21 protein-coding genes and 1 tRNA gene are annotated in these 26,152 nt (G+C 36.0%); 19 read left to right on the top strand and 3 right to left on the bottom strand.

The window, feature by feature from the left end; genetic code table 11:
- Positions 1-416: 416 nt before the first annotated feature.
- From C1A06_RS06410 to C1A06_RS06375, 9 genes are all read left to right on the top strand, one after another.
- A complete protein-coding gene (locus C1A06_RS06410; protein ID WP_101689421.1) occupies positions 417-2,282 on the top strand; it encodes a DEAD/DEAH box helicase family protein in 1,866 nt (621 codons plus the stop codon).
- 18 nt (positions 2,283-2,300) lie between these two features.
- Positions 2,301-2,999 carry a hypothetical protein gene (locus tag C1A06_RS06405; protein ID WP_101689420.1) on the top strand — a complete coding sequence of 233 codons (699 nt, stop codon included), beginning with the start codon at positions 2,301-2,303 and terminating at the stop codon, positions 2,997-2,999.
- Between the two features lie 221 nt (positions 3,000-3,220).
- Positions 3,221-3,364, top strand: a complete 144-nt coding sequence (locus C1A06_RS15045; RefSeq protein ID WP_159461386.1) for a hypothetical protein — start codon at positions 3,221-3,223, stop codon at positions 3,362-3,364.
- A 2-nt stretch (positions 3,365-3,366) separates the two neighbouring features.
- Positions 3,367-4,395, top strand: a complete 1,029-nt coding sequence (locus C1A06_RS15185) for a hypothetical protein (protein WP_221405678.1) — start codon at positions 3,367-3,369, stop codon at positions 4,393-4,395.
- 246 nt (positions 4,396-4,641) lie between these two features.
- Positions 4,642-5,436 carry a hypothetical protein gene (locus C1A06_RS06395; protein ID WP_101689419.1) on the top strand — a complete coding sequence of 265 codons (795 nt, stop codon included), beginning with the start codon at positions 4,642-4,644 and terminating at the stop codon, positions 5,434-5,436.
- Positions 5,437-5,747: 311 nt separating this feature from the next.
- The gene (locus C1A06_RS06390; protein WP_101689418.1) at positions 5,748-6,284 is read left to right on the top strand and encodes an antirestriction protein ArdA; all 537 of its coding nucleotides are present in this window, start codon (positions 5,748-5,750) and stop codon (positions 6,282-6,284) included.
- 416 nt (positions 6,285-6,700) lie between these two features.
- Entirely contained in the window at positions 6,701-7,600 is a 900-nt protein-coding gene (locus tag C1A06_RS06385) for a hypothetical protein (protein ID WP_101689417.1), read from the top strand.
- A gap of 11 nt (positions 7,601-7,611) precedes the next feature.
- Positions 7,612-8,343, top strand: coding sequence for a DUF4595 domain-containing protein (locus C1A06_RS06380; RefSeq protein WP_101689416.1), 732 nt, complete (start codon positions 7,612-7,614; stop codon positions 8,341-8,343).
- 76 nt (positions 8,344-8,419) lie between these two features.
- Positions 8,420-8,809 carry a hypothetical protein gene (locus C1A06_RS06375; RefSeq protein ID WP_101689415.1) on the top strand — a complete coding sequence of 130 codons (390 nt, stop codon included), beginning with the start codon at positions 8,420-8,422 and terminating at the stop codon, positions 8,807-8,809.
- 166 nt (positions 8,810-8,975) lie between these two features.
- Here C1A06_RS06375 and C1A06_RS06370 read toward each other — a convergent pair.
- Positions 8,976-9,050: transfer RNA gene (locus C1A06_RS06370), tRNA-Pro, on the bottom strand.
- 225 nt (positions 9,051-9,275) lie between these two features.
- On the opposite strand from C1A06_RS06370, the gene rpsA reads away from it, so the two are divergent.
- The gene (gene rpsA / locus C1A06_RS06365) at positions 9,276-11,075 is read left to right on the top strand and encodes a 30S ribosomal protein S1 (RefSeq protein ID WP_101689414.1); all 1,800 of its coding nucleotides are present in this window, start codon (positions 9,276-9,278) and stop codon (positions 11,073-11,075) included.
- Positions 11,076-11,283: 208 nt separating this feature from the next.
- Here the strand turns inward: rpsA and C1A06_RS06360 are convergent, their stop codons facing one another.
- Both C1A06_RS06360 and C1A06_RS06355 read right to left on the bottom strand, forming a co-directional pair.
- Positions 11,284-12,036, bottom strand: coding sequence for a hypothetical protein (locus C1A06_RS06360; protein ID WP_101689413.1), 753 nt, complete (start codon positions 12,034-12,036; stop codon positions 11,284-11,286).
- 321 nt (positions 12,037-12,357) lie between these two features.
- On the bottom strand, positions 12,358-16,170 hold the full coding sequence (locus C1A06_RS06355) for a hypothetical protein (RefSeq protein ID WP_101689412.1): 3,813 nt from the start codon (positions 16,168-16,170) through the stop codon (positions 12,358-12,360).
- 354 nt (positions 16,171-16,524) lie between these two features.
- Here C1A06_RS06355 and C1A06_RS06350 point away from each other — a divergent pair, with 354 nt between their 5' ends.
- From C1A06_RS06350 to C1A06_RS06310, 9 genes are read left to right on the top strand one after another with little or no spacing between them, the layout of a single operon-like run.
- Positions 16,525-17,517 (top strand): AAA family ATPase, encoded by a 993-nt coding sequence (locus C1A06_RS06350; RefSeq protein ID WP_370738362.1) that lies wholly within the window; start codon positions 16,525-16,527, stop codon positions 17,515-17,517.
- A 57-nt stretch (positions 17,518-17,574) separates the two neighbouring features.
- Positions 17,575-18,444, top strand: a complete 870-nt coding sequence (locus C1A06_RS06345) for a DUF58 domain-containing protein (RefSeq protein WP_101689410.1) — start codon at positions 17,575-17,577, stop codon at positions 18,442-18,444.
- Positions 18,445-18,458: 14 nt separating this feature from the next.
- On the top strand, positions 18,459-19,565 hold the full coding sequence (locus tag C1A06_RS06340; protein WP_101689409.1) for a hypothetical protein: 1,107 nt from the start codon (positions 18,459-18,461) through the stop codon (positions 19,563-19,565).
- A 1-nt stretch (position 19,566) separates the two neighbouring features.
- Entirely contained in the window at positions 19,567-20,544 is a 978-nt protein-coding gene (locus tag C1A06_RS06335; protein ID WP_101689408.1) for a vWA domain-containing protein, read from the top strand.
- Positions 20,545-20,579: 35 nt separating this feature from the next.
- A complete protein-coding gene (locus C1A06_RS06330; protein WP_101689407.1) occupies positions 20,580-21,605 on the top strand; it encodes a vWA domain-containing protein in 1,026 nt (341 codons plus the stop codon).
- A gap of 6 nt (positions 21,606-21,611) precedes the next feature.
- Complete coding sequence (locus tag C1A06_RS06325) at positions 21,612-22,463, top strand: tetratricopeptide repeat protein (protein ID WP_101689406.1); 852 nt, start codon at positions 21,612-21,614, stop codon at positions 22,461-22,463.
- Positions 22,464-22,513: 50 nt separating this feature from the next.
- Positions 22,514-23,347 carry a BatD family protein gene (locus tag C1A06_RS06320; RefSeq protein WP_159461385.1) on the top strand — a complete coding sequence of 278 codons (834 nt, stop codon included), beginning with the start codon at positions 22,514-22,516 and terminating at the stop codon, positions 23,345-23,347.
- Between the two features lie 35 nt (positions 23,348-23,382).
- Complete coding sequence (locus C1A06_RS06315; protein ID WP_101689404.1) at positions 23,383-25,245, top strand: BatD family protein; 1,863 nt, start codon at positions 23,383-23,385, stop codon at positions 25,243-25,245.
- 4 nt (positions 25,246-25,249) lie between these two features.
- Positions 25,250-26,068, top strand: a complete 819-nt coding sequence (locus tag C1A06_RS06310; protein WP_101689403.1) for an SH3 domain-containing protein — start codon at positions 25,250-25,252, stop codon at positions 26,066-26,068.
- The last annotated feature ends 84 nt before the right edge of the window (positions 26,069-26,152 follow it).

Below are 26,152 nucleotides of genomic sequence, written 5' to 3'. Positions count from 1 at the left end.
TTCACTCTTCTATACTCCGTATATTTGTATTAAGGAAATCGAAATATATTGATCCCCTAGACTACAGCTAAAAGTACATTTCTACTCCATATTTCCTACCAAGTTATAATCAGTTGAAAAAATTTAAAGTAGAAATATAGATACACCGAAAATTTAAGATTATAAATAACTACTGAGAGCTGAGACAGCTCTTCTTTTTTGTCTTTTTGGACGGATTTTTTAATCGGCAAATGGCTGAATCCTCTATAAAGAATGATAAGTTATAAAAAACCGTATAAGATAGCCTTAACCCCAAGATGAAATAGACGGATTTTTTAATCGGGAAACACCAAAATCCTATATAAAGAATAAACTACATTTTTTCCGTCTGAAAAGAATCGAGATAAATCATTTATTTTACTAACAATTTAATAATCATGGAGAAAGAGATCATCCATGTGGATAAGAAATATACTTATCTAAACGAGTTTATGGACGAATTGCCTGTTAATTGTCTATTTGATAAGGGTAGAACAGGTTGTGGCGGTACTACAATCGCCATAGAGAATAATAAAAATACCATCATTGCAATGCCTTACGTTAATCTCATTAAAAATAAGGAAGTGCAATATCCCGATGTTTTATTCGGTATATATGAAGGTGTCGGAAAGAAAGAGATAATAGACTATGTGAATAGTCGCGAAATTAAAAAGATAGCAGTTACATACGATAGTCTGGAACGATTGATAATGCTTTTAATAGAACAAGGGGTAGATGTTTATGATGATTACTTTCTGCTAGTAGATGAATACCATGTTCTATTTAACAGTTATTGCTTTAGGAATGAAGCTATAAAGAAGGTATTAGAATATAGCCGAAAGTTCAGAGAGGTTACTTTTATGACAGCAACGCCAATTGAAGAAGAATTTCAGTTGAAAGAATTGAAAGATTTACAGGTAGTCGAGGTTAAATGGTATAATACAGTTCCTGTTAATATAACACCAGAGATAACCAATGATCCTCAAATGAGAGTTTGTCAATTAATATTGGATAGGCTTGAAGGCAAGATGTTTGGGAATTTACACTTCTTCGTGAATAGTGTTGAATTTATAGCGTCTACCATTAAAGGATTGAATTTATGCCCCGAAGATGTGAAAGTTGTATGTTCTGAAAATAAAAATCAAGGGCGAGGAAAGAAAAGCAACCAATCTAAGTTGGGTGATTATAAAATAGAGCAACCATTAGACCCTGTGAAGAAGATCAATTTTTATACATCAATGGCATTTGAGGGATGCGATATATACGATAAGGAAGGTAGAATATATATCGTGAGTGATAAAAATAAGTCGCATACTCTGTTAGATATATCGACATTGATAGTCCAGATTTGTGGTAGAATCCGAGATACTGAATATATGACCGATGTTCATCATATCTTTTCGGAAACCAGATATAGCAATCATCTTACATTAGAGGAATTTAAAGAATATACTTATAAGGTTCGGGATAGGGCAAAGAATTTTGTCGATGAAATGAATCGAGTGTCAGATGATAATAGAAATATTGTGATAAAGTCTTTCTTGAAATCGAAAAAAGAAGGTTTAAACGAGCTATATATCACTGATAAGGATAATAGGTTTGAGTTTGACGAGAATTTAATCAATATAGACATTGTAAATTATAAAATAACGCACCAGGTCTATAAGGCAAGGGTGACTTTGAAAAATGAATATCAGCGTCATAATTTCAATGTACTTGATGGTGTTGAGAAGAATTATAAGAAGTCTATACTTAGCGATAAATTAATAGAAAATAGGAAGGCAAAGATTTCATTCAAAGATTTATTTGAGGAATATGTTTTACTGAAAGAAGAGCAATTAAATCCATTTCATTTCGGCAATATAGATGACAGACGAAGTCTTATAGAAGAAGAGCGTCCTCTTATAAAACAAGCTTATGACAAACTAGGAGTAGAGGAAGTCCGCAAGTTGAAATATAATAATACAAATATTAAAAGAGAGATTTATAAACGACAGGCTGATATATCAACCGATAGAAAAATAATTAAGTTTCTGGATGTTCTAGGGATAAGGGTTGGTGTGACGAAATCTGCTTCGGATATAAAGTTGAAATTACAAGATGTTTACAATGCATTGGATATCGTAGATTACAATAATAAGATAAAGAAAGCGAAAGCAACCGATTTAGATAATTGGTTTGAGATAGATAAAACAACCCCAAAGATCAATGGAAAAACAACTGATTGTTATACGATAGTCAGAAGCAAGATCATTTTTAAATAATTATGAAATATACAGGATATGGGATTAAATCCGACAAGTGGTAATATGTATGAGTTCGTTACTCATACTTGGAATATAGTTAAAGGAAAATGCTACCACGATTGTAGCTATTGTTATATGAAAAGTTTAAATAAAAATCAAAAAGAAGCGTATTTAGATAAGAAAGAGTTAAAAACGGATTTGACTAAAGATAAATTTATATTCGTTGGTAGTGGAACCGATTTATTCGCTAAAAATATTTCATCTGATTGGATAAAACGAAATCTAGATAAGTGTTACGAAGCGAATAATAATCTATTTGGAGAGGGTAATAAATATTTCTTTCAGTCGAAAAATCCTCGAAGGTTTTTAGAGTTTATAGATCATCCCGTTTTTGAATATTCTGTTATTTGTACGACAATAGAGACGAATAGATGGTATGCGGAGTATATGCGGAATTGTCCGAGAATGGAAGATAGAGTTTCAGCGATGGAAGAAATTTCCATGAGAGGAATAGAAACTTATGTTACAGCCGAGCCATTGATGGATTTTGATTTAGAGGAGATGGTAGAGTGCATTAGAAGATGTCATCCGATACAGGTCAATTTAGGGAGGGAGTCAAAAGGCTTAGTCAAATTACCAGAACCTGACGATAAAAAGATTGAGGAACTGATTAAGGAGATTAGGAAGTTTACAGATAGAGTCGTTTTGAAAAAGAATATTAAAATAGGCGATTAAAAGAATTAAATTTTACAGTAGAATCCCCTTTGATGAATAAATCTTAGGGGATTTTTTAGTTTCACAAAAAGGTTATGAAAATTTTTGATACGATTATAATAGCATTTTTATCTACTCTCTTGAATGCTAAATGTTGCTAATGATAGAATATAAATACTGAAAATATTGTTGATAGGGACAATATTATTAAGTTTATAGAAATAATACAATGCTACTAGAAGATGAAATTTGATCCAGAATTATTTAAACAATATAAAAATATAGATGGTGTTAATATTGAAGATTGGGAAGATTTTAAGATTTTTATTAATGATAAGAGATTAGGTATGGATCACACTATCTTTAATTTTATTAAAACGGAATAAACATGAAGCTAAAATCAAAAATAGAAAATGTTGAAAATTTTGACTATATCTCTAATTATGCTATACAAAGTAACAATGTTTTTTCGCTTAACAATCCTCTTGATTGTTTTAAAATAGAAGATGCCCAAAGCGTTCAATCATTTAAAAATATGATTTTGGTACTCGATAGTCTTAATAAACCATATTTTATACAAGATGGAAAAATTGATAGGTCTTTATATGACAGTTTTAGTATTAGTACTATAAAATTTCCATATATAATGTTTTACAAAAAAACATCTCCTAGGGCATACGGAATATATAATGTTGAATTAGATCAAGTTTTATTTGAAACTCATGAATGGCTTGGAAGAGATATTTTTGGTAAATATATTTTTGGAGAATATCAAAATATAATAACTTCAAGAAGCCTTTTGTCTGGTGAAATCCTTTGGGAATTCGATTTGTCGACAATTGGAGATAATCCCCATGATGATAATTATGACACAGATGCAGACTGGAAAATAAAAAAAATAATTGGTGTTGCAGATAATAAAATATGGTTAGCACTAAACCATCATACCATTATATCTATTGATGTTATTACTGGCGAATTAATTCATCGCATACATGATGTCCCAGGTTTTAGTAGTGAATGGTTACCTCAAGCTATTCCTTTACCTGAAGCTACTGTAATAGATGAACAGAATAACAAATTAGTTGGCTTTATGTGGGAATTTTATTGGGAAATAGATCCCCAGAGTGGAGTAGTATTTTTCTCTGATTTAACAGATAATTTTAAAAATAAAGAAATTCGAAATGATGTTCAGAGGTTTGTTTTGACAGATAAGTATATCCACTTTGCTAGCCATTTTGCTAGTAAAATGGCCAGTTTGGACAGAGCGACAAAAGAAATTGTATGGCAATATGAATTTCAAAATAATGATGATGGCTTAGAACCTAGAATAATGAATATTCAAGGAAATGATAATATGCTTGGAGCTTTAAGCTCTAAAGGAACATTATATATGTTTGAAAAAGCAATAATATAGATTGCAGATCAATATTATTCTGATAAAAGGGATGATTTGGTCAAATATATCTTTCTAAGGTGTGCAGATGAATATCAATCTGATGATGAAAACCTTTGTTCTGCAAATAATTTCAAACCTTATTTATTAAGTGAAATAAAAAAGAAGGCTATTACTGATGGTTTGTCTTACAATGATCTATTTGATGAATATTGGTTCTATTGGTGGAGATGTTAAAATTAACAATTACAAATAATTAGGTTGTGTATGAAAAAAATAATTTTTGATTCAGAATTAAAGAATGCTTTAGATTATTGTAGAGAAAATGAGTTGTATTTTGGAGAAGGCAACCCTAATTCGAAGATTCTTATTATAGGAAAAGAAGGGACAGAAGATCATTTATCTAAAAAACAGATGGCTACCAAAAATCTTTCTAGCTGGTCTAATATAATTGATAATAATAGACAAATTAATGATATTCTATTTTTAGAAGATAATGCCTTATATCCATGGAAAGGACAAAATTTTTGGTTGGGAAAACATAATAAAGATAAAGGAAAAGCACTTCATGGAACAGCTCCAACGTGGTATTACTATCAATTATTAGTAGACCAATTATTAAATAAACCATTAAAAAATGAAACGGATCATATTGATTTTCATGAATATTGCTTTCAATCAGAATTAAGTCAGATAAATGCGAAAATGAGCCATTTAGTACCAAAAGACGAAGAAGTTTCAAGGATACAAAGTATTAAAGAGCGAGAGAAACTATTTTCGCTACCATTTTTTGATCAATTTTCGATTATTATAATTGCTTGTGGACATTATCAAAGGAATTATAAATTTGATATAGAAAATACATTTAAAGTGAAATGGCAGGGAGAAACTATTCATATTTCAAGAGGAAATTGGTTTAATGTACACTATAATACTATTAATGAAAGTCATAGAATCGTTATTCATACTAGACAATTTAGCAATGGCATTTCTAAAGAATTAATAAACTCAATAGCTAAAAAGTGCAATGAATTTATAAGAGATAAACAGATAGAATTATAAACTAAATATCATCCGCACTACGGTGGGGTTATACAGTCAACGCCCCCTGTGTCATTTTTGGGAAAATTGTTTTTTAGGCGCAATGCTACAGCCGAAATCATATGGGAATTTTAATTTGTGAGGTATTAAAAATAATCCAATTTATAAATACTTATAGCAAATTACAAGTCAATATCCGAATTGATAATCTGTGAGATAGTATTCAATTCTAAAGAATAATTTATCCAACAACAAAAGGTTAATTGAAAGCCTGTCAGTATAACTGCTGATAGGTTTTCTTATTTTAAAGAACTATCTAAATATGTGATAAGATGGATGCAGATGATTTACTAGAAGCCAAAGTTTATGTTGGAACTTACCGAAAGTACAATGAAGGTTCGTTATTCGGAAAATGGTTGACTTTAAGCGACTATTCGGATAAAGAAGAGTTTTACGAAGCTTGCAATGAATTACATTCCGATGAAGACGCTCCAGAGCTGATGTTTCAAGATTGGGAATATATTCCTAAAGGATTGATAGGCGAATCATGGATAAGTGAATCCGTATTTGAACTGATTGAACAGGCTGATGATATTAAAGAGTTTGATGCTTTTATGGCATTCCTTGATTTTTCAAGCTATTCATTAGAAGATGAAGAACTAGGTTATTTATTAAGCAAGTTTTATGACTGTTATCAAGGCAAATACAATACGGAAGAGGATTACGCTTACGAGTATGTTGATAATTGCTATGAACTACCAGAGTTCGTTGAAGGCTATTTTGATTATGAAAAGTTCGCCAATACATTATTTATGACTGATTATTATTTCGATGATGATACGAAAGCGGTATTTAATCGAAACTACTAGGACAATTTGTATTCTACATTTAAAAGAAGAATTATCAATGTCCTTTACATTCTTACAATTATAATATTTTGAAGCTATACGCTTTTCAGTTAAATTTGTGCTAATTCCGAAAGTCAAAGCGTTGATTATTGGAAGTACATTTTAATTGGAAAGCGAAAAGCATTATCCCCCAATTCAGAAATCTCGACAATTTCTTTTTTCACACAGGGATAGTTAGCAACAGGCTTTCCACGTCGTTTGTTTATATACTAGTGATAGTACATAATAATAAATTGGCGTGGGATTCTGTTGTGACTGTATTTGTGTGAAGGGTAGTCGAGAACCTCTGAATTCGGATATGGCACAATAGTTCCTGCGCTTCTTTTTTATAATCGCCTTTATAGGGAACTGAAAGGCACAAACAATTTATTTACACAATGAAGAAAATTAAACTTTTTTCAGCTATTTTCTTGATAGCAGCAATGTTCTTAGGCTTTACAGCTTGCAATAGCGATGATAACAATGAATTTGTTGATACAACAACAGGGCATGAAGTCTACAAAAGAGAAATGATTGAGAAGTATAATGTTAAAGCTAATGGCTTAGATATTAAAAATGTGTCTGAGAATGATGCAGAAATTATCTTTTATGGAGAACTTGCCAATAAATTTTGGATTGCTTGTTACAACAAAGAATCTAAAGAGCAACTAATGCAATGGCATGATACGGAATTGATAAAGGATGAAATAGATATTGATTTAGGATATGGTAATACTCAAACTATACGCATCGACGAGTATAGAATTATTGATTCGAGGTGGTCTTTGTTTAATGATTCATTCGTTTTTCAATTGGTTCGCTTCTCTCAAAGCCATAATATATATGATATTTATTTCATAAATAACGGAAGATTAGCCAAGACGCTTTCAAACACTGGCGACCCCTTTTATTCTTGGTATAACGGAAGTATTCTTACTGCTACTGACAATAAAAACACACCAGATAGAAGAAGAGCATGCTATGATGCTAAGGGGAATAAATTATTTGATATTACTCGTAATTTTCCACATGAAACGGCAATCCCTATAAATTACTATGAATATATACTATTTGAGAAAAGTACAATAACGCGAAAAAATCTTGAAACAGATAAAATTATTTGGAGCGTTAAATCTCCGTTAGATAGTATACCGAGCAACGCAAAACAAGATTCTACTACAGTAAGCAAGGAAAATAACTTATGGACTTTTATATTCAATTATACTTTATATGACGGAACGAAAGTTGAAAGAATTTACGAATTGAATATTGAAACAGGAGAATACAAACAACTTTAAAATAAAAAATCATGAAATATTTATTGGCACTTTTTACAGTAGTAATGCTATTCACAGCTTGCAGTGATGATGAAGATAACTCTAACATTGGCTATCCTTCCAAAACACTCAAACAAGTAGATATCTTTAATGAAGAAGATCATTTGATTAAGTCTATCTATCTTTATTACAACGATAAAGGACAATGGATAAAAAGCAAATATGAAGAGTATGAGGAAACTTATATTTATACTTATAACACTACTCTAAGCTATACTGATGATAAAATTCTATACACTAGCACATCTGAACATTGGGATGGGGGAACTGTTGAGTTTGCAATAAAGGAAAATAGGATAATTACAGCTACTAGATTCGGAGATGTTGATTATTACACATATTCAGATGGCTATCTTTCGCAGATCGGAAGTTCTGACAAAGTTTACGATAGATTTGAATATACGAATGGCAATCTAACCAGAAGCTTCAATGTTGATGAAGGTTCATTAAATTTAAAATACACCAATACACCTGATAGATTAGGAATTAATATAATAGGCTACTATACCGACACATTCGATCCCGCTTCTCCGCTATATCAATTTGGATATTTTGGGAAGCGTTCCAAGAATCTTATAAAATCTATCGGTAAGACAAACTATTCATACACATTGGATAATGAAGGATATGTGACTGAAATAAAGATTGAATATGGTTCTGGTGCTATTCGTATATATAAGCTCTATTATAATTCGGAAGGATAACACATATCAATATATAGAGTATAGATAAGAAGAAAGGGTATGCAAATCATATCCTTTTTTCGTTTAAATATAAAATATGTTCAATAAGAATATTTTAAAATTCTATGTTACTGCTTTAGAAGAAAGCTATATAGATGTCTATAATTATAATAATCAATTCTACTATTTTAAATATGAAGGATTTACCTATTCGATAGATATATATTCAGATACAGTACAGTTTATAGCTTTAGATGTCTATACATTAAAAGATAATGAGTTATTAGAAGTATATAATAGAGTGAATGAAGTTAATTTAAAAGCTGAATTTACGAAGTTCATAATTGAAGATAACTCTATCTGTGCTATTACCAGATTTTATATTCATACGAATTCGAATCCGTACTTTAATTTTGATTTTAATTCATATTTATGGAGAATGCGAGACGCTATTATACTTTTTCTGGAGAAGATCAACAATAGATAGAACGATTATAGTGAAGGGGCAAATAAGGTTTAAGGCTTATATAACTACATAGGTTTCTCAAATAGATATATCGCAAATACTATAGGGTGTTTTCTAAAAGGTGTTCTATTTGGTGTTCAAAGAAAAAGCAACCACTTGATATTCAAATGATTGCTTTTCTATTCTGTCGGGATACCAGGATTCGAACCTGGGACCCCCTGCTCCCAAAGCAGGTGCGCTAACCGGACTGCGCTACATCCCGTATTGCTCGATTGCGGTGCAAAGATACAACCATTTTTGATATCTCAAAATAAAAAAGCAAAATATTTAGCAAAATATGTATTTTTTCTCTCAAAGCGGACTCAATATTTAGCGTAAATAGTTGTGCGATTGACTGAAAAAGAATATCTTTGCACCGCTTTCGATGAAAGCATATGTTTAACTTTTTAATGATACTGATCAGGACCGGCGCCAGATCGTCTAATTAATGATTGAATCAGACAAACTAAAAAACGTGCAACCACTTGACAATTTCGACTGGGATGCATTCGAAAAAGGCGAAACTTTCAGCGACAAAAGTCATGAAGAGTTGCTAAAAACTTACGACGAGTCGTTGAACAAAGTTAACGACAAAGAAGTTGTAATAGGTAAAGTTACTTCATTGAACAAACGTGAAGTTGTAATCAACATCGGTTACAAATCTGACGGAGTGGTTTCAATGAACGAATTCCGTTACAACCCAGACCTAAAAATTGGTGACGATGTAGAGGTTTATATCGAAAGCCAAGAAGATAAGAAAGGTCAACTTATCTTGTCTCACAAGAAAGCACGTGCTACACGTTCTTGGGATCGTGTTAACGAAGCTCTAGACAAAGACGAAATCATCAAAGGTTACATCAAATGCCGCACTAAGGGTGGTATGATCGTTGACGTATTCGGAATCGAAGCATTCTTGCCAGGTTCTCAAATCGACGTGAAACCAATCCGTGACTACGATGTATTCGTTGGTAAAACTATGGAATTCAAAGTAGTAAAAATCAACCACGAATTCCGTAACGTTGTTGTATCGCACAAAGCTCTTATCGAAGCTGAACTTGAACAACAAAAGAAAGAAATTATTTCGAAGTTGGAAAAAGGACAAGTGCTTGAAGGTACAGTTAAAAACATCACTTCGTATGGTGTATTTATCGACCTTGGTGGCGTAGACGGACTTATCCACATTACTGACCTTTCTTGGGGACGTGTTCAACACCCAGAAGAAGTGGTTAAATTGGATGAAAAAATCAACGTTGTTATCCTTGACTTCGACGACGATAAAAAACGTATTGCTCTTGGCTTGAAACAATTAACTCCTCATCCATGGGATGCACTTAGCGCAGAACTTAAAGTTGGCGACAAAGTGAAAGGTAAAGTTGTTGTTATGGCTGACTACGGTGCATTCATCGAAATCGCTCCAGGCGTAGAAGGTTTGATCCACGTTTCAGAAATGAGCTGGGCACAACACCTACGCAGCGCACAAGACTTTATGAAAGTTGGCGACGAAGTAGAAGCAGTAGTGCTTACACTAGATCGCGACGAACGCAAAATGTCTCTTGGTATCAAACAATTGAAACCAGATCCATGGGATAACATCGAAGAAAAATACCCAGTTGGAAGCAAACACACTGCAAAAGTGCGTAACTTCACTAACTTCGGTGTATTTGCTGAAATCGAAGAAGGCGTTGACGGATTGATCCACATTTCAGACCTTTCTTGGACTAAGAAAATCAAACACCCAAGCGAAGTAACTACAATTGGTGCTGATATCGAAGTTCAAGTTCTTGAAATCGACAAAGAAAACCGTCGCCTAAGCCTAGGTCACAAACAACTAGAAGAAAATCCTTGGGATGTATTCGAAACTATCTTTACAGTAGGTTCGGTACACGAAGGAACTTTGATCGAGTCTGTTGACAAAGGTGCTGTTATCGCTCTTCCTTACGGTGTAGAAGGTTTTGCAACTCCAAAACACTTAGTAAAAGAAGACGGATCGCAAATCCAACCTGAAGAAAAAGCTGACTTCAAAGTTATCGAGTTCAACAAAGATTCTAAGAGAATCATTGTTTCTCACAGCCGTACATTCGAAGACGAGAAACCTGAAGCTAAAGAAGCATCGGAAAGAAAACCTCGTAAATCGAACAAAAAAGCTGACGAAGTAATTTCTCAATCTAACGTAGAGAAAACAACTCTAGGTGACATTGAAGAACTTGCAGCATTGAAAGAAAAACTTTCAGGCGGTAGCAACGAGTAAGAATCCAGCCCGCAAGGGTTGATCTGAAATATATCGAGAATCGGTGGTAAGCGTAAGCTTGCTACCGATTTTTCATTTAAACCACCATTCGTTCAATTGCTAAAAAGTAACACTTGTGCACAGATTTCACACGATTCTAGATTTGTATATTTTCCTATTTTTATCAATGATCACTTTTAGGTATAGATAAAGTATAATCCATAATATTTCATTTCCAAAAGTCTACATCTTCTTTAGTTCTTAGGTATAATGGCTCCTGATATCGATATCTTTCATCCCTATATATAACTTTATTCCTTTTAAATACTAGCTCTGCATTATCAAAAACTACGTAACCAAACAAGCCATCATCAATTTCAATATTAAAAAGCAAAGATTGTCCTCCTAATAGTTTATCGAAATGCACTGTCTTGCTATAGACTCTTGGTCTACCTCGCAAAACGAATGGAGAGACCTCAACCTCGAACCTTATACTATCCAACTCCTTTTCATAAAAGATTGTAACAACGTTATCTTTTATTTCGAAAGAAGGCACGCGATACGGCATAATAACACCTAAATAAGGATTAAGACTATCAATATACTGAATCATCGTATCACAATTAATTATAGGGATGCATGTATAATCATCAAATTTTCGAAACTCTGAAATATTAAGCTTTACTATTATACAATTTTTATTATTGACAGAATCAAGTGAAACCATCGTATACAATAAAGGCATATACACATCTTTTTTCTCACTATTTAAAATAATTTTATTACCTACAATCTTGAATACTCCAGATGAATGCCTATATTCATAAGAATTATTCTTGTAAGTAAACAACGAATCGTCATAAAAAACGAATTGATAAGGTTCTGATTTCTCAACCGAAGTATAAACACCTGTCTTAAACCGAGAAACACAGGAGACATAAGCCAATAATACAATAAGTAAGTAAATAGAATTTTTCTTCATAGCAATAAGACTTTTCCAACTATAGGCAAACGATAATTACAACTAGTCTAAATATATGAATTATCATTAAACCAGACCAGCGAAAGATAAACCTTTAACACTTACTCTTTAAGCTTCTTTCATTATCATTAAAACAAGATAGACTGAGCATTACTTTTTTTGCTTTGTAATCTATCGAGAGCATCTAAAGTTTTTCTATTCTCATGGAGTTATATATTAAAAAAAGTAACACTTCTGCACGAATTTCACACAATTCTAGATTTGTATATTTTCCAAACTTTATCAATGACCGCTTTTAAGTATAGATAAAGATTCTGAAAACTATTCCTCAACAATATCCTTTTTCTTTCGATTTCTCATACGCGTAAAAATATTATCCTGACTTAGCTTCTGAAGTTTCTCGGACACACCAACAGCCTCGATAGATGCAGGACGCATTATTTGCCACAGATAATTGAAAATGGAATGATAAGGATCTCTCACTACATACAGATCCGAAGTCAAAGGCTGTCTACCTACTCGTCTCGGGTTGTTATTGCGGATAATTACATTTGCCAGCCACGAATAAAATTTATGTTTGCTGTAAACTCCATTCTTTTCTTTCAGTATATCTGCTCCCAGATCACCATACAGCAAACTCATTCTTACACGCGCATCTATGCTTGATGCACTGATCGACAAGCTAAGACTATCCATATAGCCGTTATTTACAGCAGCCATCGGAAATAGCGGCGTGATCAGCTGATTGAGATCGGTTAAGTCGTAATTGTAAACTTTCGCATCCAACAAAAAATTATCATTCGATCGCGCAACCGGAATTTTCCATATAGCATCAAAATCTGCCGCTGCCATAAACCTACCATCAGCGCGAAGAGTAATAAAATCATTCTTTTTACATTCTCGATTAGTAAAATTGGATATACGTCCATTCATGCCCGAAAAGAATATCTTCCCAGGTATTTCTCCTTTCTTAGCTAACTCTTCATACACTACCGTAAAATCATTGATATCTACACTATCGATATTTACAGCGAAAGGCAAATTCTGCAATCCTTCATATATAAATGGCACAATCCTGTGCGGGACTTCGATTTGCTGATTCTTGAAATTCTGCAAAAGGACTTTATCTATCGAAAGAATGTCAGCATTCAGACTTTTATCTTTCAATCCGACTTGAAAATCCAACCCATCAGCAGCTATGCTACCCACCTCTACATCGAACCAATCCTGATGCAATGGATGGCGAAGAGCAAACTCTTGCTTCGAGAACGGGGATTTTAGTGCTACTTTATCAATACGAAGACTGCTATCCTTTTCCGATAAATCAATCTCACCTACACTCAAGCTATAAAAGCCACTATCAATAGGAATTTTCACATCTTCAGTATGAAAAGCAATGCCCGATACTTCGAAATTTTCAGTTGCAGCATCTAAGACAAATCGATCGAAAGACAATGAAGTGTTATTCAACTTCTGATCATTCAGCAGATCGTGATCTTTTAAAGATTTATCTGTATAATAAATATCAGCACTAGTTATTGATACATTACGTAAATCCAAACGTTGAGCGTACTTCCCGACATAACTATATACAGATTCCTTCGATAAAGTACTAGAGCCTTTTTTGACACCATCCACAGTTCCCCGATCAATACTCATCAATGGGCGATTAATACGAGCAGAATCTACCTTTAAATAAGAGTCGGCACCATACAGTCTCGAACTAAAGCCAGACATCATTAGATCATCTATTTCAGCCATGTATTTATTTTCATCAATTGACAATTCAATATTCGGATCAGAAACAGATAAGCGTCCTATAGCAATCGGCTGTCTCAGAAAAGCGATTCCATCGCCAATGTTTTGATTTTTCAACTTACCATTAGTGACGTACTTCACTCTTGGCGAGGCAAAAGAAATATCTTTCACAGACAATCCACGCTCAACATTCCACGTAAAGCTATCTACAGACAGACCAAGCATCAACACATCAGCCATCGAGCCCGTCATTCTATCATTGTATCTAAATTTAGGATTATCAATATCCAGTTTAGCCAAACCGATATAATTTACAAACAGATTAGAATCTTTCTTTTCCGCAGATGAACTTTCATTTTCATGAGAGATGTTAGCTATCTCAATATCCGGATCTTTAACATACAAAGATTCCATATCTATCGAATCACTGCTCAATAGTTTGGCAAAATCTCCGCGCATTGCTATAAACTGAGAGTTTAATCTGATTGGATTGATCAAGGCTTTTTCAAAGGCTATATCCTGAGGAATAAGCTCTACTTCCGACAACTCCAGATAGTTATTATCCAAATATCCTTTTCCAATCTTCAAACGATAATGTTTATCCGCAAACAGATTGTCAAAACCTTCGAAATCGAATCCTATTCTATCAAATTTTATACCCTTCAATACGTTTTGTTGAACTTCGGTACTCAAAACAAATTTCTGAACTGCAAAATTGAAATTATTCAGCACATAAACATTGTCAGTCTTTTCATCACGTAGGCTTACATCCCCATCTACGAGCCTGATTTTATCGATTTTCAGAAAATCAATAAAGGACTCAATAATATTCAAGCCCTGAGACTTAGCCTTAACTGGATGTAACACATTCTTATCTGACGCAGCATTCTGCACTCTTACATATTCCAATTTCGGTTGAAGAAGTGTCAATCTATCCACATTCAAATCACCATCGTATACGATTTCTTGCAAATTCAATCGATGGAAATATCCTTTTATATAATCCGATCCGGTCTTTGTATCTATTGGAGCTATAGACAGATTATCAATCGCTATTAGGTCTTTTTGTGTATTAAAATCAAATCGCGCAACACGCACTTTATGATTTTTACTGAAAATCTCACCCTCTATACTCGCTGCGCTTATAAAAGCCATATCCGAATACAAAAGCCTTGCTTCATCATCAGATTTATTATCTACTCTAAAATCAACAACTCCGAAATCGAAACTGCCCATATGATATTTATCTGTGATATTGTTTTTGCCGCGCACCCAATAGTCCATTTCAGTTCGATCAATATCAATTTTTTTTATAGAAACGCTTTTCAATACTGGCGAAATGATGCTATAAAGTGACCACTCTTTATTTCGGCTTAATGTATCTTTTCGTTCCAAAGTATCGGGATTTCCCTGATTATAGTAGAAAATTTTAGAGGAAATTATTTTGAATGCATCCGCTTCGAAATGACTCAATCCTTCTTTACGGCAGAAGAAAGCTCCATCAAACCGCAGCGAGTCAATACTTGTCTTCAACGTATTATCCGTAGTTTCATTAATACTGAAATCTTCAATTTTAGGCATCAAATCAACCCCACTAATCTTAATAACAGAATCTTGTGTATTAAGATATATTTCATCAACCGTCAGCAAGAAGTTATCATCATCCAAAAGCTTTTGCTGTTTATTAGTAAAGAATCGAAAATCGTCGCAAAAAAGTAACTTTCCCGCTTCAGCTGACTCTTTGTTCAATCTGAATTTAGAGCTATAAAAATTAATCTCCCGCAACTCGTATGTTGCATTACTATCTTCAGTATTCAGAAAATATGAGACGATAGCATTTTCAAGCTTAACATTTTCAATATTCAGCTCATTCACATACGGTGCAATCATCTGATAATACTTGCCGGCATGTAGTCCTTCAGCCGAGACAGTCTTTTTAGATCTTCGGATTTTGGCATTTTCAGCCGAATATATATGCACTACCGGATCGGCTATATCCAGCAATTTAAAATCAAGTTCTTTGTAGTTAAAGCGCCATGTCAGGTTAATGCCTTTCAGATACAAACGGCCAACCGTCACATCGAAATACACATCTGGCAAATTATGCTCAGACAATAACTTATCATACGTCACTCTGTTTGGTACAAATACGACACCATCCAACTCCAATTCTCCTGAGAAGAAGCCGACACTCAATTTTTCGCACGAAAAATCATAAAATCCATTAGTCGCATCAGAAATACGTCTGGCAATAACTTCTTTCAGCTTATTCTCCAAGCGATAAGTCAGATACCAGTTAATCCCCAGTCCCAGTATCAATAAAGAAACTAGAACCAGTAAAAATATATCCAGATTTTTTTTATGTTTTCTTTTCATTAATGATTGAGTCGAAATCTTCCAGTAAATAAAATAACGAATATATTCCTCTCATTCAAAACATTCCGCCTATATTATTTTTGAATAATACTCATATACGATAGATTAAATACTCTTATGCAGATAAAACAAAAAAACTTCATACTAAACCGACATTTTTTCGACCGAATACTCCTATCATTTTAACTATTTTTCAATTCTTAAAATCTAATTTCAAACCAATGAAATAAAGACCTTTAACACTTAATTTTTTTTAACTCGTAATTATAGCTTTTACGATTTAACATTTCTATTTTTGTCATGCTCTGATAAAAAATAGAAACAAAAGAAATAATAAACGAAATAAATATAATTATGAGTCAGGTAGATATTCGCGAATTGACCGAAAAAATACAAAGTAAAAGTGCTTTCGTTGAAGCTCTTACAATGGGAATGGATCGTGTGATCGTAGGTCAGAAACACTTAGTCGAGTCATTATTGATCGGGTTGCTTGCCGACGGGCACATCCTATTGGAAGGGGTTCCGGGACTAGCAAAAACGCTAGCTATCAAAACACTTGCAACACTTATCGAAGCCGATTATAGCCGTATTCAGTTTACACCGGACTTACTTCCTGCCGACGTGCTTGGTACAATGATCTATAGCCAAAAGAACGAAGAGTTCATGGTGAAACGCGGACCAATCTTTGCCAACTTCGTATTGGCCGATGAGATTAACCGTGCTCCGGCTAAAGTTCAGAGTGCATTGCTAGAAGCTATGCAAGAGCGTCAGGTTACTATCGGCGAACAAACATATAAATTGCCAAAACCATTCCTTGTAATGGCTACGCAAAACCCTATCGAGCAAGAAGGTACATACCCGCTACCAGAAGCTCAGGTAGACCGTTTCATGCTGAAAGTAGTAATCAATTACCCTAAGAAAGAAGAAGAAAAATTGATCCTTCGTTCAAATCTGAAAGGAGATTTCGGTACAGTTAGCCCGGTAATGAAAGCTAGCGAGATACTTGAAGCCCGCGAGGTTGTACGTGAAGTTTATCTGGACGAAAAAATCGAAAAATATATTGTAGACATCGTTTTTGCGACTCGTTTCCCTGAAGAAAACGGATTACCTAATCTGAAAGATCTTATCGGATTCGGTGCATCGCCACGTGCGTCAATAAGCTTAGCCCTAGCTTCTCGTGCATACGCATTCCTGAAACGCCGCGGATATGTTATTCCGGAAGACGTACGCGCCGTATGTCACGACGTATTGCGTCACCGTATCGGATTGACTTACGAAGCCGAAGCTACAAATACAACAACTGACGAAATAATTAGCGAAATACTAAACAAAGTAGAAGTTCCTTAATCAGTCGGCAGTCAACAGATTATTATTTGTGATAACTCTTACTGAAAACTGAAATTAATGGATACAACCGAATTATTAAAAAAAGTACGCCAGATCGAGATTAAAACTCGCGGTTTGTCGCTCAATATTTTCGCCGGACAATACCACTCGGCCTTCAAAGGTCGTGGAATGGCATTCTCCGAAGTACGCGAATATCAGTATGGAGACGACATTCGCGATATTGATTGGAACGTAACGGCTCGCTACAACAAACCTTACATCAAGGTTTTCGAAGAAGAACGCGAGTTGACCGTTATGTTGCTAATCGACGTGTCTGCCAGCCTCGACTTCGGTACACACCATTCCATCAAGCGTGAGATGGTGACCGAAATGGCTGCAACCATAGCATTCTCGGCGATACAGAATAACGACAAAATCGGTGTGATTTTCTTCTCAGATCGTATCGAGAAGTTTATTCCACCAAAGAAAGGAAAGAAACATATCCTATATATCATCCGTGAGCTATTGAGTTTCAAAGGAGAAAGTCGGAAAACAGACTTGGGAATGTCATTGCAATTCTTGACGAATGTCATCAAAAAACGTTGTACAACGTTTATGATATCCGATTTTATTGATGCCGAAGAGTATAAAAATGCATTAACCATTGCCAATCGCAAACACGATTTAGTAGCTTTGCAGGTTTATGATACTCTGGAAACCCGACTACCACAAGTAGGTCTGATAAAAGTTGTAGATTCGGAGACGGGAGCTGAACAATGGATTGATACTTCATCTAAAAAAGTACGCGAAGCTTACGTCCGCTGGTGGAATGCCCGACAAATGCAAATGAAGAATACATTCAGCCGCAGCCGTGTCGACAGTGTTTCGGTAGCTACCGATCAGGATTATGTGAAAGCCCTATTAGCCTTGTTCAAAATGCGAAGCTAGAATTTAGAGAAACGATGAGTAAATCAATAAATATAAAAATCAAATATGCACTCATACTGGCATTGTCCGTTTTCATAGGTCATTCGGCTTATGGGCAAGACAAAAAAGCCAGCGTGCGAGCTACGATAGAACCGGCATCGATACTTATCGGCGAACAATCGCTGATAGAGGTCGAAGTTATAGCTCCGAAAGATGCTAATGTCGGTTTTGCAGTCTATCCCGATTCGATTGTAAAAGGAGTTGAAGTCTTGGGCATGATCAAGCCCGATACCATAATGACCGAAGTGATGACAATCAAACAAGGTTATATCGTCACATCTTTCGACTCAACATTGTACAATATTCCTTCGATGGCTGTATTTGTCGACAACGACACTTTGTTTACAAACAGTGTTGGCCTCAATGTTACATCTCCGCCATTATCGGATAGTGCGTTAGTGTATCTCGAAGCTGTAAAGCAAGGAGTGTTGCCTATAGAATACGACAAACTGGGAGTAACTGATATAAAAGACATACAAGAAGTGCGCTGGACAATTTTCGATTCGATCTACGATTTCATCTCAGCATTTCTTCCGTATGTGTTGATTGCCGTTTTACTTGCAGTTATTATCGGAGTCGCCATAGCCTTACTCACTCGCAAGAAGAAAAAAGGCTACTACTTCAAGCCCGAAATTATACTGCCACCGCACGTTGTTGCAATCAGCGAGCTCGATAAACTGAAGGACAGCAAAATATGGCAGCAAGGTCTCACCAAAGAATATTACACCCGTTTGACTGATATTCTACGTGAATATATCGACCGTCGTTACAACGTAGATGCTCCGGAAATGACATCAGACGAAATTCTGGAAGCTCTTCGCCGAAGGGTCGATACACGCTCTCCAATAGAAGGGTTAACTCAGATATTGAAACTTGCCGATTTTGTTAAGTTTGCAAAATATGTACCTCTCACCAGCGAAGACGATTTGAGTATGGTCAATGCTTACTTGTTTGTCAATCAGACAAAGGTAGAAGAGCCTACCCCGCTTGACGAGCAAGCTAAAAAGCTGAAAGAAGAAGCAGACAAAGCTTCTACAGAAAATAAGAATAACGCTGATACTGAGAAAAAAGATATAGAATAGAATGGAATACGCAAATCCGAAATATTTATTTCTGCTGTTACTGCTTATACCACTTATTGTGTGGTATATACTGAAACTGAAGAACGTACAAGCTAACTTTATGCTGTCTACTACGTCAGCATTCCGAGGCATGTCTCCTTCGCCACGAGTTTATCTGCGTCACATCCCTTTCATCCTTCGATTGGGAGCCATCGCTCTGATGATTATCGTATTGGCCCGCCCGCAGGACACACACTCGACCGACAAATCCAAATCGGAAGGTATTGACATTGTACTTGCCCTTGATGTTTCGGGTTCGATGACAGTAGAAGACTTTAAGCCAGATCGTCTGACAGCTGCTAAACGTGTAGCTGCCGAATTTATCAATTCGCGCCCAAACGATAATATCGGTCTAGTTACATTTGCCGGCGAAAGCTTTACACAATGTCCATTGACGACCGACCACCGCACTCTGCTTAATCTACTAAACGAAGTCCGTAACGGATTGATAGAAGATGGTACAGCCATCGGTATGGGATTGGCAAATGCAGTAAACCGACTGAAAGACAGTCCATCGCAATCACGCGTAGTGATTCTGCTTACCGACGGATCGAACAACCGAGGTATCATTGCTCCTCTGACTGCAGCCGAATTGGCTGAATCGTACGGAATACGCGTTTATACTATCGCTGTTGGATCGAAACAATCGCTTCCGTATCGCGATCCGATGACCGGACGTGTAGGAACATTGGATTATGAGATGGATGCTGAAACATTGATCAAGATAGCAGATGCTACGGGAGGTAAATTCTTCGAAGCAACCAATGCTAAAAAGCTAAAAGAAGTATACGAACAAATCGATCAGATGGAAACATATAAAATCAGTACAACAACCATCACTCGCCGTCAGGAACGTTACCTGCCATTCGCATTGCTGGCATTTTGTCTGATAGGAATAGAACTGATACTTCGTCGTACAGTATTCCGCAGTATTCCTTGATCGTAATAGAATAAAGACTGAAAAAATAAAGAGATATGTTTAGATTTGGAAACCCCGAATATTTATACTTCTTTCTCATCATCCCGATACTAGTTGTCGGATTTATCATGCTCAATATCTACAAGAAACGCAGTGTACTGAAACTTGGAGACTTGAAATTGGTAAAACGTATGATGCCCGAATTGTCACTTAAACGTTCGTACTTGAAGTTTTGGCTGACAATAGCAATTCTTTGCTTTGGCATCATCGTATTGTCTCGACCTCAATTCGGGTCAAAGCCCGAAAAGATTGAGCGCAAAGGTATCGAATTGGTAGTCGCAATTGACGTATCGAACTCGATGCTTGCCGAAGATATCAGACCAAGTCGTCTGGAGAAAGCAAAACAAATGCTTTCACGAATTATTGACGAGCGCAAGAACGATAAAGTTGCTCTAGTAGTATTTGCCGGCGAAGCATTTGTTCAGCTGCCTCTTACAGCAGATAATATGTCAGCTAAATTGTTCCTTAGTAGCATCGATCCTTCATTAGTTCCGGTACAAGGAACAGCCATAGGCAGTGCAATACAGATGAGTATGAACTGCTTTAGTGATGCAGAAGATGTCGATCGTGCAATCGTACTGATTACAGACGGAGAAGCACACGAAGGCGGAGCTGAAGAAGCTGCTGCGGCTGCTGCCGAAAAAGGTATTTATATCAGTGTTGTAGGTATCGGTTCTCCCGAAGGAACATTTATTCCATTGAGCCGAGGATCAAATTCAGTGAAAAAAGACAACGAAGGCAATCCTGTTGTAACGAAACTGAACGAAGAAATGTGTCGCAAAATTGCTGAAGCAGGAAAAGGTCTTTATGTTCATGCTGACAATTCGAATAGCGCTCTGAAAAGCTTACAAGACGAATTGGAGAAACTGGAAAAAGGAGAAGTAGAAGGTGTTGTATATGCACAGTACGACGAAAAGTTTATGTGGTTTGCATGGCCAATGCTGATTCTGTTATTGCTCGAAGTATGTGTCTTCGACAAGAAAAACCGTTTATTCCGTAATGTCAGATTGTTTAAACGTTAAGGTGAAATGAAGAAAATATTATTTATAAGTCTTTTGGCTTTACTTACAATCGGTGTTTCGGCACAACGAAAAGTACGTAAAGAAACTCATAAAGGAGACACAAACTATCGTGAGCAACGCTATGGTGCTGCCGAAGAAAATTACAAGAAAGCGATAGAAATGTATTCGAAAGATGCAGAGAAAGCGAAAACAGACAAAAAAGTAGAACAGACAAAAGAAGCTTTTTACAATCTGGGCAATACATATTACCGTCAGGGTCGTTATGATGAAGCTATTGAGCAATACAGAAACTATCAGAAATTAGAAACAGATCAACTACAATTGGGTAAATCACACCGAAATGTAGGTGATTCATATCTGAGAAAAGCTATTACAGAGAAAGCTCCGGATGTTGCTGCTCAAGGTGGACAATACGGACAGCAACAACCTCAACAAATGCCTCAGCAAGATCCACTTCCAAGGATGGAAGATCTGAAGAATTCGATGGAGGCATATAAAAATGCTTTGCGCATGAATCCTACCGACGAAGAAACACGACACAATCTGGCAACCGTACAGAAGATGATCAAAGATCAGGAGGACAAGAATAAGGATAATAAAGACAACAAGAAGGATCAGGACAAGAAAGACGATAAAAAAGAAGAACAAAAACAAGATCAGAAAGATCAGAACGAAAATAAAGACGATAAAAAAGATCAGCAGCAGAATCAAGATCAAATGTCGCAAGAAAGTATGCAGCAGATACTGAAAGCGATGGAACAAGAAGAAAAAGAAACAAGTGCTAAAGTTCAGGATCAGAAAAATCAGGAACGTAAAAAAGCTCAACAGAGAAATAAACAACAAAATAAAGACTGGTAAGTTCAGCGATGATAATCTGTCGATACATACAACGAACACTTTTGCTGACAATGCTTTTAGTATTGTCGGCTAGTGTTTTTGGGAACAACAATCAAGTTCCGGTACGTATTGAAACAGAAGCACCCTCAGAAGTGCTTTCTGACGAAGAATTTATCATTATTTATAATATAATATTGAATGAACAACCAGATAATAATGAAGTTCCGGAAGTTGATAAATTTACCGATTTTGAGGTTGTAGCCGGTCCCGACAACAAAGTCTCTGTTCTTAGAAATTTCTTTGGTGAGCCTCAAGCTATCAAACTGAAAACAACATATCAACTACGAGCTAAGAAATCCGGCACGTGTAGTCTCCCGATGATCAGTTATAAACTAAGAGGAAAAACATATAGATCGGAAAAGAAAAAGATAAATGTTATAAACAATTCGTCAAAGTCTCGAAAGCACAAAGAGCTGAGCGATGAAGATGCATTTATTCGCACTATTGTTTCACGCAAACTGGTTTCTCCATCCGATACGCTGTCTGTCACTTACCGTCTCTATTCAAAAGTTCCGATATACGGTATCGAAGGGATTCACAGATTTCCTCTGCCTCGCTACGATTTCTATTTCGATGATCTGACAAACTATCGTCAGTACGAAAAGACGGAGGTATATGAAGGAAAAGAATATTTCGTAAAAGATATACGCGTATTGATATTACAACCTAGAGGTGATGGACGCAAAAATATCTATGGAGGTAGCGTAGAACTGATATATACAGAAGATACTGGTCGTAAGATCCGTGACAGATACGGACGGATTGTTGACGAAGTAGTATATTTGAAGAAAGAATTGAAAATAGAAGATATTGCCATCAGCGTAATGGACCTGATAGCAATCTGAAAAGATAAAACAAGATTAGTTATAACAAATTAACGATGAAGAGATATTTAATTGTATTTACATTATTACTCATTTCGCTGGGAAGCCTGATGGCTCAGGATGTGAAGTTTGTACTCAGAGCTCCGAACTCGACCGTAGAAGGCGCTCAGATACAAATTCAATACATTCTTTCGGCTAACGGGTCGAGTATCGAAAATCCAAAATCTCCTGATGTAACCGAAAATATGCCGGGATTCGACGTCATATACGGACCGGGCGTTTCACGTGCTCAAAGTACATCAATCATCAACGGTAAAGTAAGTTCCGAATCGAGTTGGACTTACACCTACACTTTAATGGCTAAAACAAAGGGAAAATATACAATTCCAGCTGCCAGCATCCAAGTAGGATCGAAAACATACAAATCAAACACAGTAGACATCGAAATTCTTACCCCTGACAAAGATGCACAACAAAAGCAACAGCAACGTCCGGGGCAATCGATCCCGGAAACGACTTCATCTTCAACGGCTAAACATATTGATCCGAAAGATGCTTTCATACGCGCTATTTTCTCTAAAACAAAAGTAAAAGAACAAGAAGCACTTGTTGTCACATTCCGTCTGTACAGCGTCTTGGACATCGTAGGTGTAAATAACATTGTATTCCCCGACTTCGAAGGTTTCGTGAAAGAAGAATTCAACATGTCGCAGAATGCCCAATTCCGTCTCGAAAAATACAATGGTAAGAACTATAGTGCAGCTGATATTCAAAAATACTTGTTATTCCCTCAACGTTCGGGAAAACTAACGATTCCTTCGGGAAAAGTAGAACTCTTCTTCCGATTGCCTGTTGGACAATCGAGAGGATTTATGGGCCTACCAGTCACAGTATATGACGAAGTGCTCCATACGATGAAGACAACGCCCGTAACGATAGACATTTCTTCTTTACCAAGCGATAACAAGCCTTATGACTTTTCAGGTGCAGTAGGTCGTGATTTTGGCTTCTTCTCGTCAATTTCGAAAAATCATGTGAAGGCAAACGAAGCAATCACACTGAAATATATTATAAATGGTACGGGTAATATAAAACTGATAAAAGATCCTCAGGTTGAATTTCCGAAAGATTTTGAAGTTTATGATCCTAAAACCACGAATGATGTCCGCACTACCGAGAATGGGCTAAGCGGCTCGCGTACGATTGAATATATGTTCATTCCACGTTATGCCGGCGAATACACTATTCCGGCTGTCAACTTCAGTTATTTCGATACTAAGGATAATAAATATCACACGATCAAATCGGAAGAGTATAAAATTACAGTCGATAAAGATCCGAATGCATCAGCCAACACTTCGGCTACCAGCTACGGAAGTCAGCGTGCAGTAGAGGTAGAGCAAGATATACGATATTTGAAAACCGGCACATTGAATTTCCGTCAAACAGATGACTTCTTTATCGGGTCAACTGGCTATGTCTTGGCATATATAATTCCTTTATTGTTGCTTATCGGGTTATCAGTCTACTATCGCAATCAGATTAAAGCGAATGCAGATGTGGCTCGTATACGTACCAAGAAAGCAAATAAAGTTGCAACCAAGCGTCTGAAACTAGCTAAGCGTTATTTGGCTGAACAGAAAAAAGACAGCTTCTACGAAGAAGTATTGCGCGCTGTATGGGGTTATCTGAGCGATAAATTAACGATACCGGTTGCCGACCTGAATCGTGAAAATATCGAAAACGAGCTTGGCAAGTATGGCGTTGACGAAGCCCTGATACGTGATTATATCGGCATACTTGATACTTGTGAATTTGCGCGCTACGCTCCATCCGAGTCGAACGATGCAATGGACAAAGTTTATGATCAGACGGTAGATGCTATCGGCAAAATGGAAAATGTAATAAAGAAATCGTAAGATTATGAAAAGAGTATTATTATCACTACTTATTATATCATCATATATTTTAACTGCTAATGCTCAGGCTGACAGCACTCAGGTAACGGATGCAAAACCGACAGAGCAAGAAGTATCAGTCGTAGCCGAAGAACAGCAAGCTGTGGAAGCCTTCGATAACGGCAAATTCAGCGAAGCAGCAGAGATATATGAGAAGCTTATTTCGGAACATAATGCCAAATCTGAAGTCTCGGCAGATTTGTATTACAATCTTGGGAATGCTTATTTTCGAGATGGGGAAATAGCTAAGGCAATCCTTAATTACGAACGGGCATTACTTCTGAATCCTGGGGATAAAGACATTCGTCATAATATCAAATTCGCAAATACACGCATTGAAGACAAAATAGAAAATAGCGGGAGCTTCTTCCTTACAAAATGGATCAACAGCTTTCAGGAAACAATGAGTTCAAATGCCTGGGCATGGTTTGCGGTTGTAAGTTTTGTCCTGCTGATTGTTTGCACATTTGTATTCTTCTTCAGTAAAACTGTATTAGCAAAACAAATTACTTTCTATGCAGGAATCGTCCTTGTCGTATTGGTCATTTTAGGCAATGTCTTTGCCTTCCGACAACGAAGTGATATTCTGAATCGTGATTCGGCAATCATAATGACACCTTCGGCAATTGTGCGCAGTTCGCCAAATACAAATGGCAAAGAAGTGTTTACGCTCCATGCCGGGACTAAGATTAAAATAACGAAAGAAGATCGCGATTGGAGCGAAATAGAAACAGCTGCAGGTAATGTTGGCTGGATAGAAAATAAGCGTATCGAAAAAATATAACTGCAATATCTGTTTATGCCCCTCTCTCATAGGGGCATATTATTTATATAACCTTATACACAAAACGAATTCAGACGAATAGAT

The sequence above is a fragment of the Dysgonomonas massiliensis genome, from assembly GCF_900240225.1.
In the GTDB taxonomy this organism is placed as follows: domain Bacteria; phylum Bacteroidota; class Bacteroidia; order Bacteroidales; family Dysgonomonadaceae; genus Dysgonomonas; species Dysgonomonas massiliensis.
Note: the sequence above shows the minus strand (reverse complement) of the source record. Positions and strands in the feature narration are given on the sequence as shown.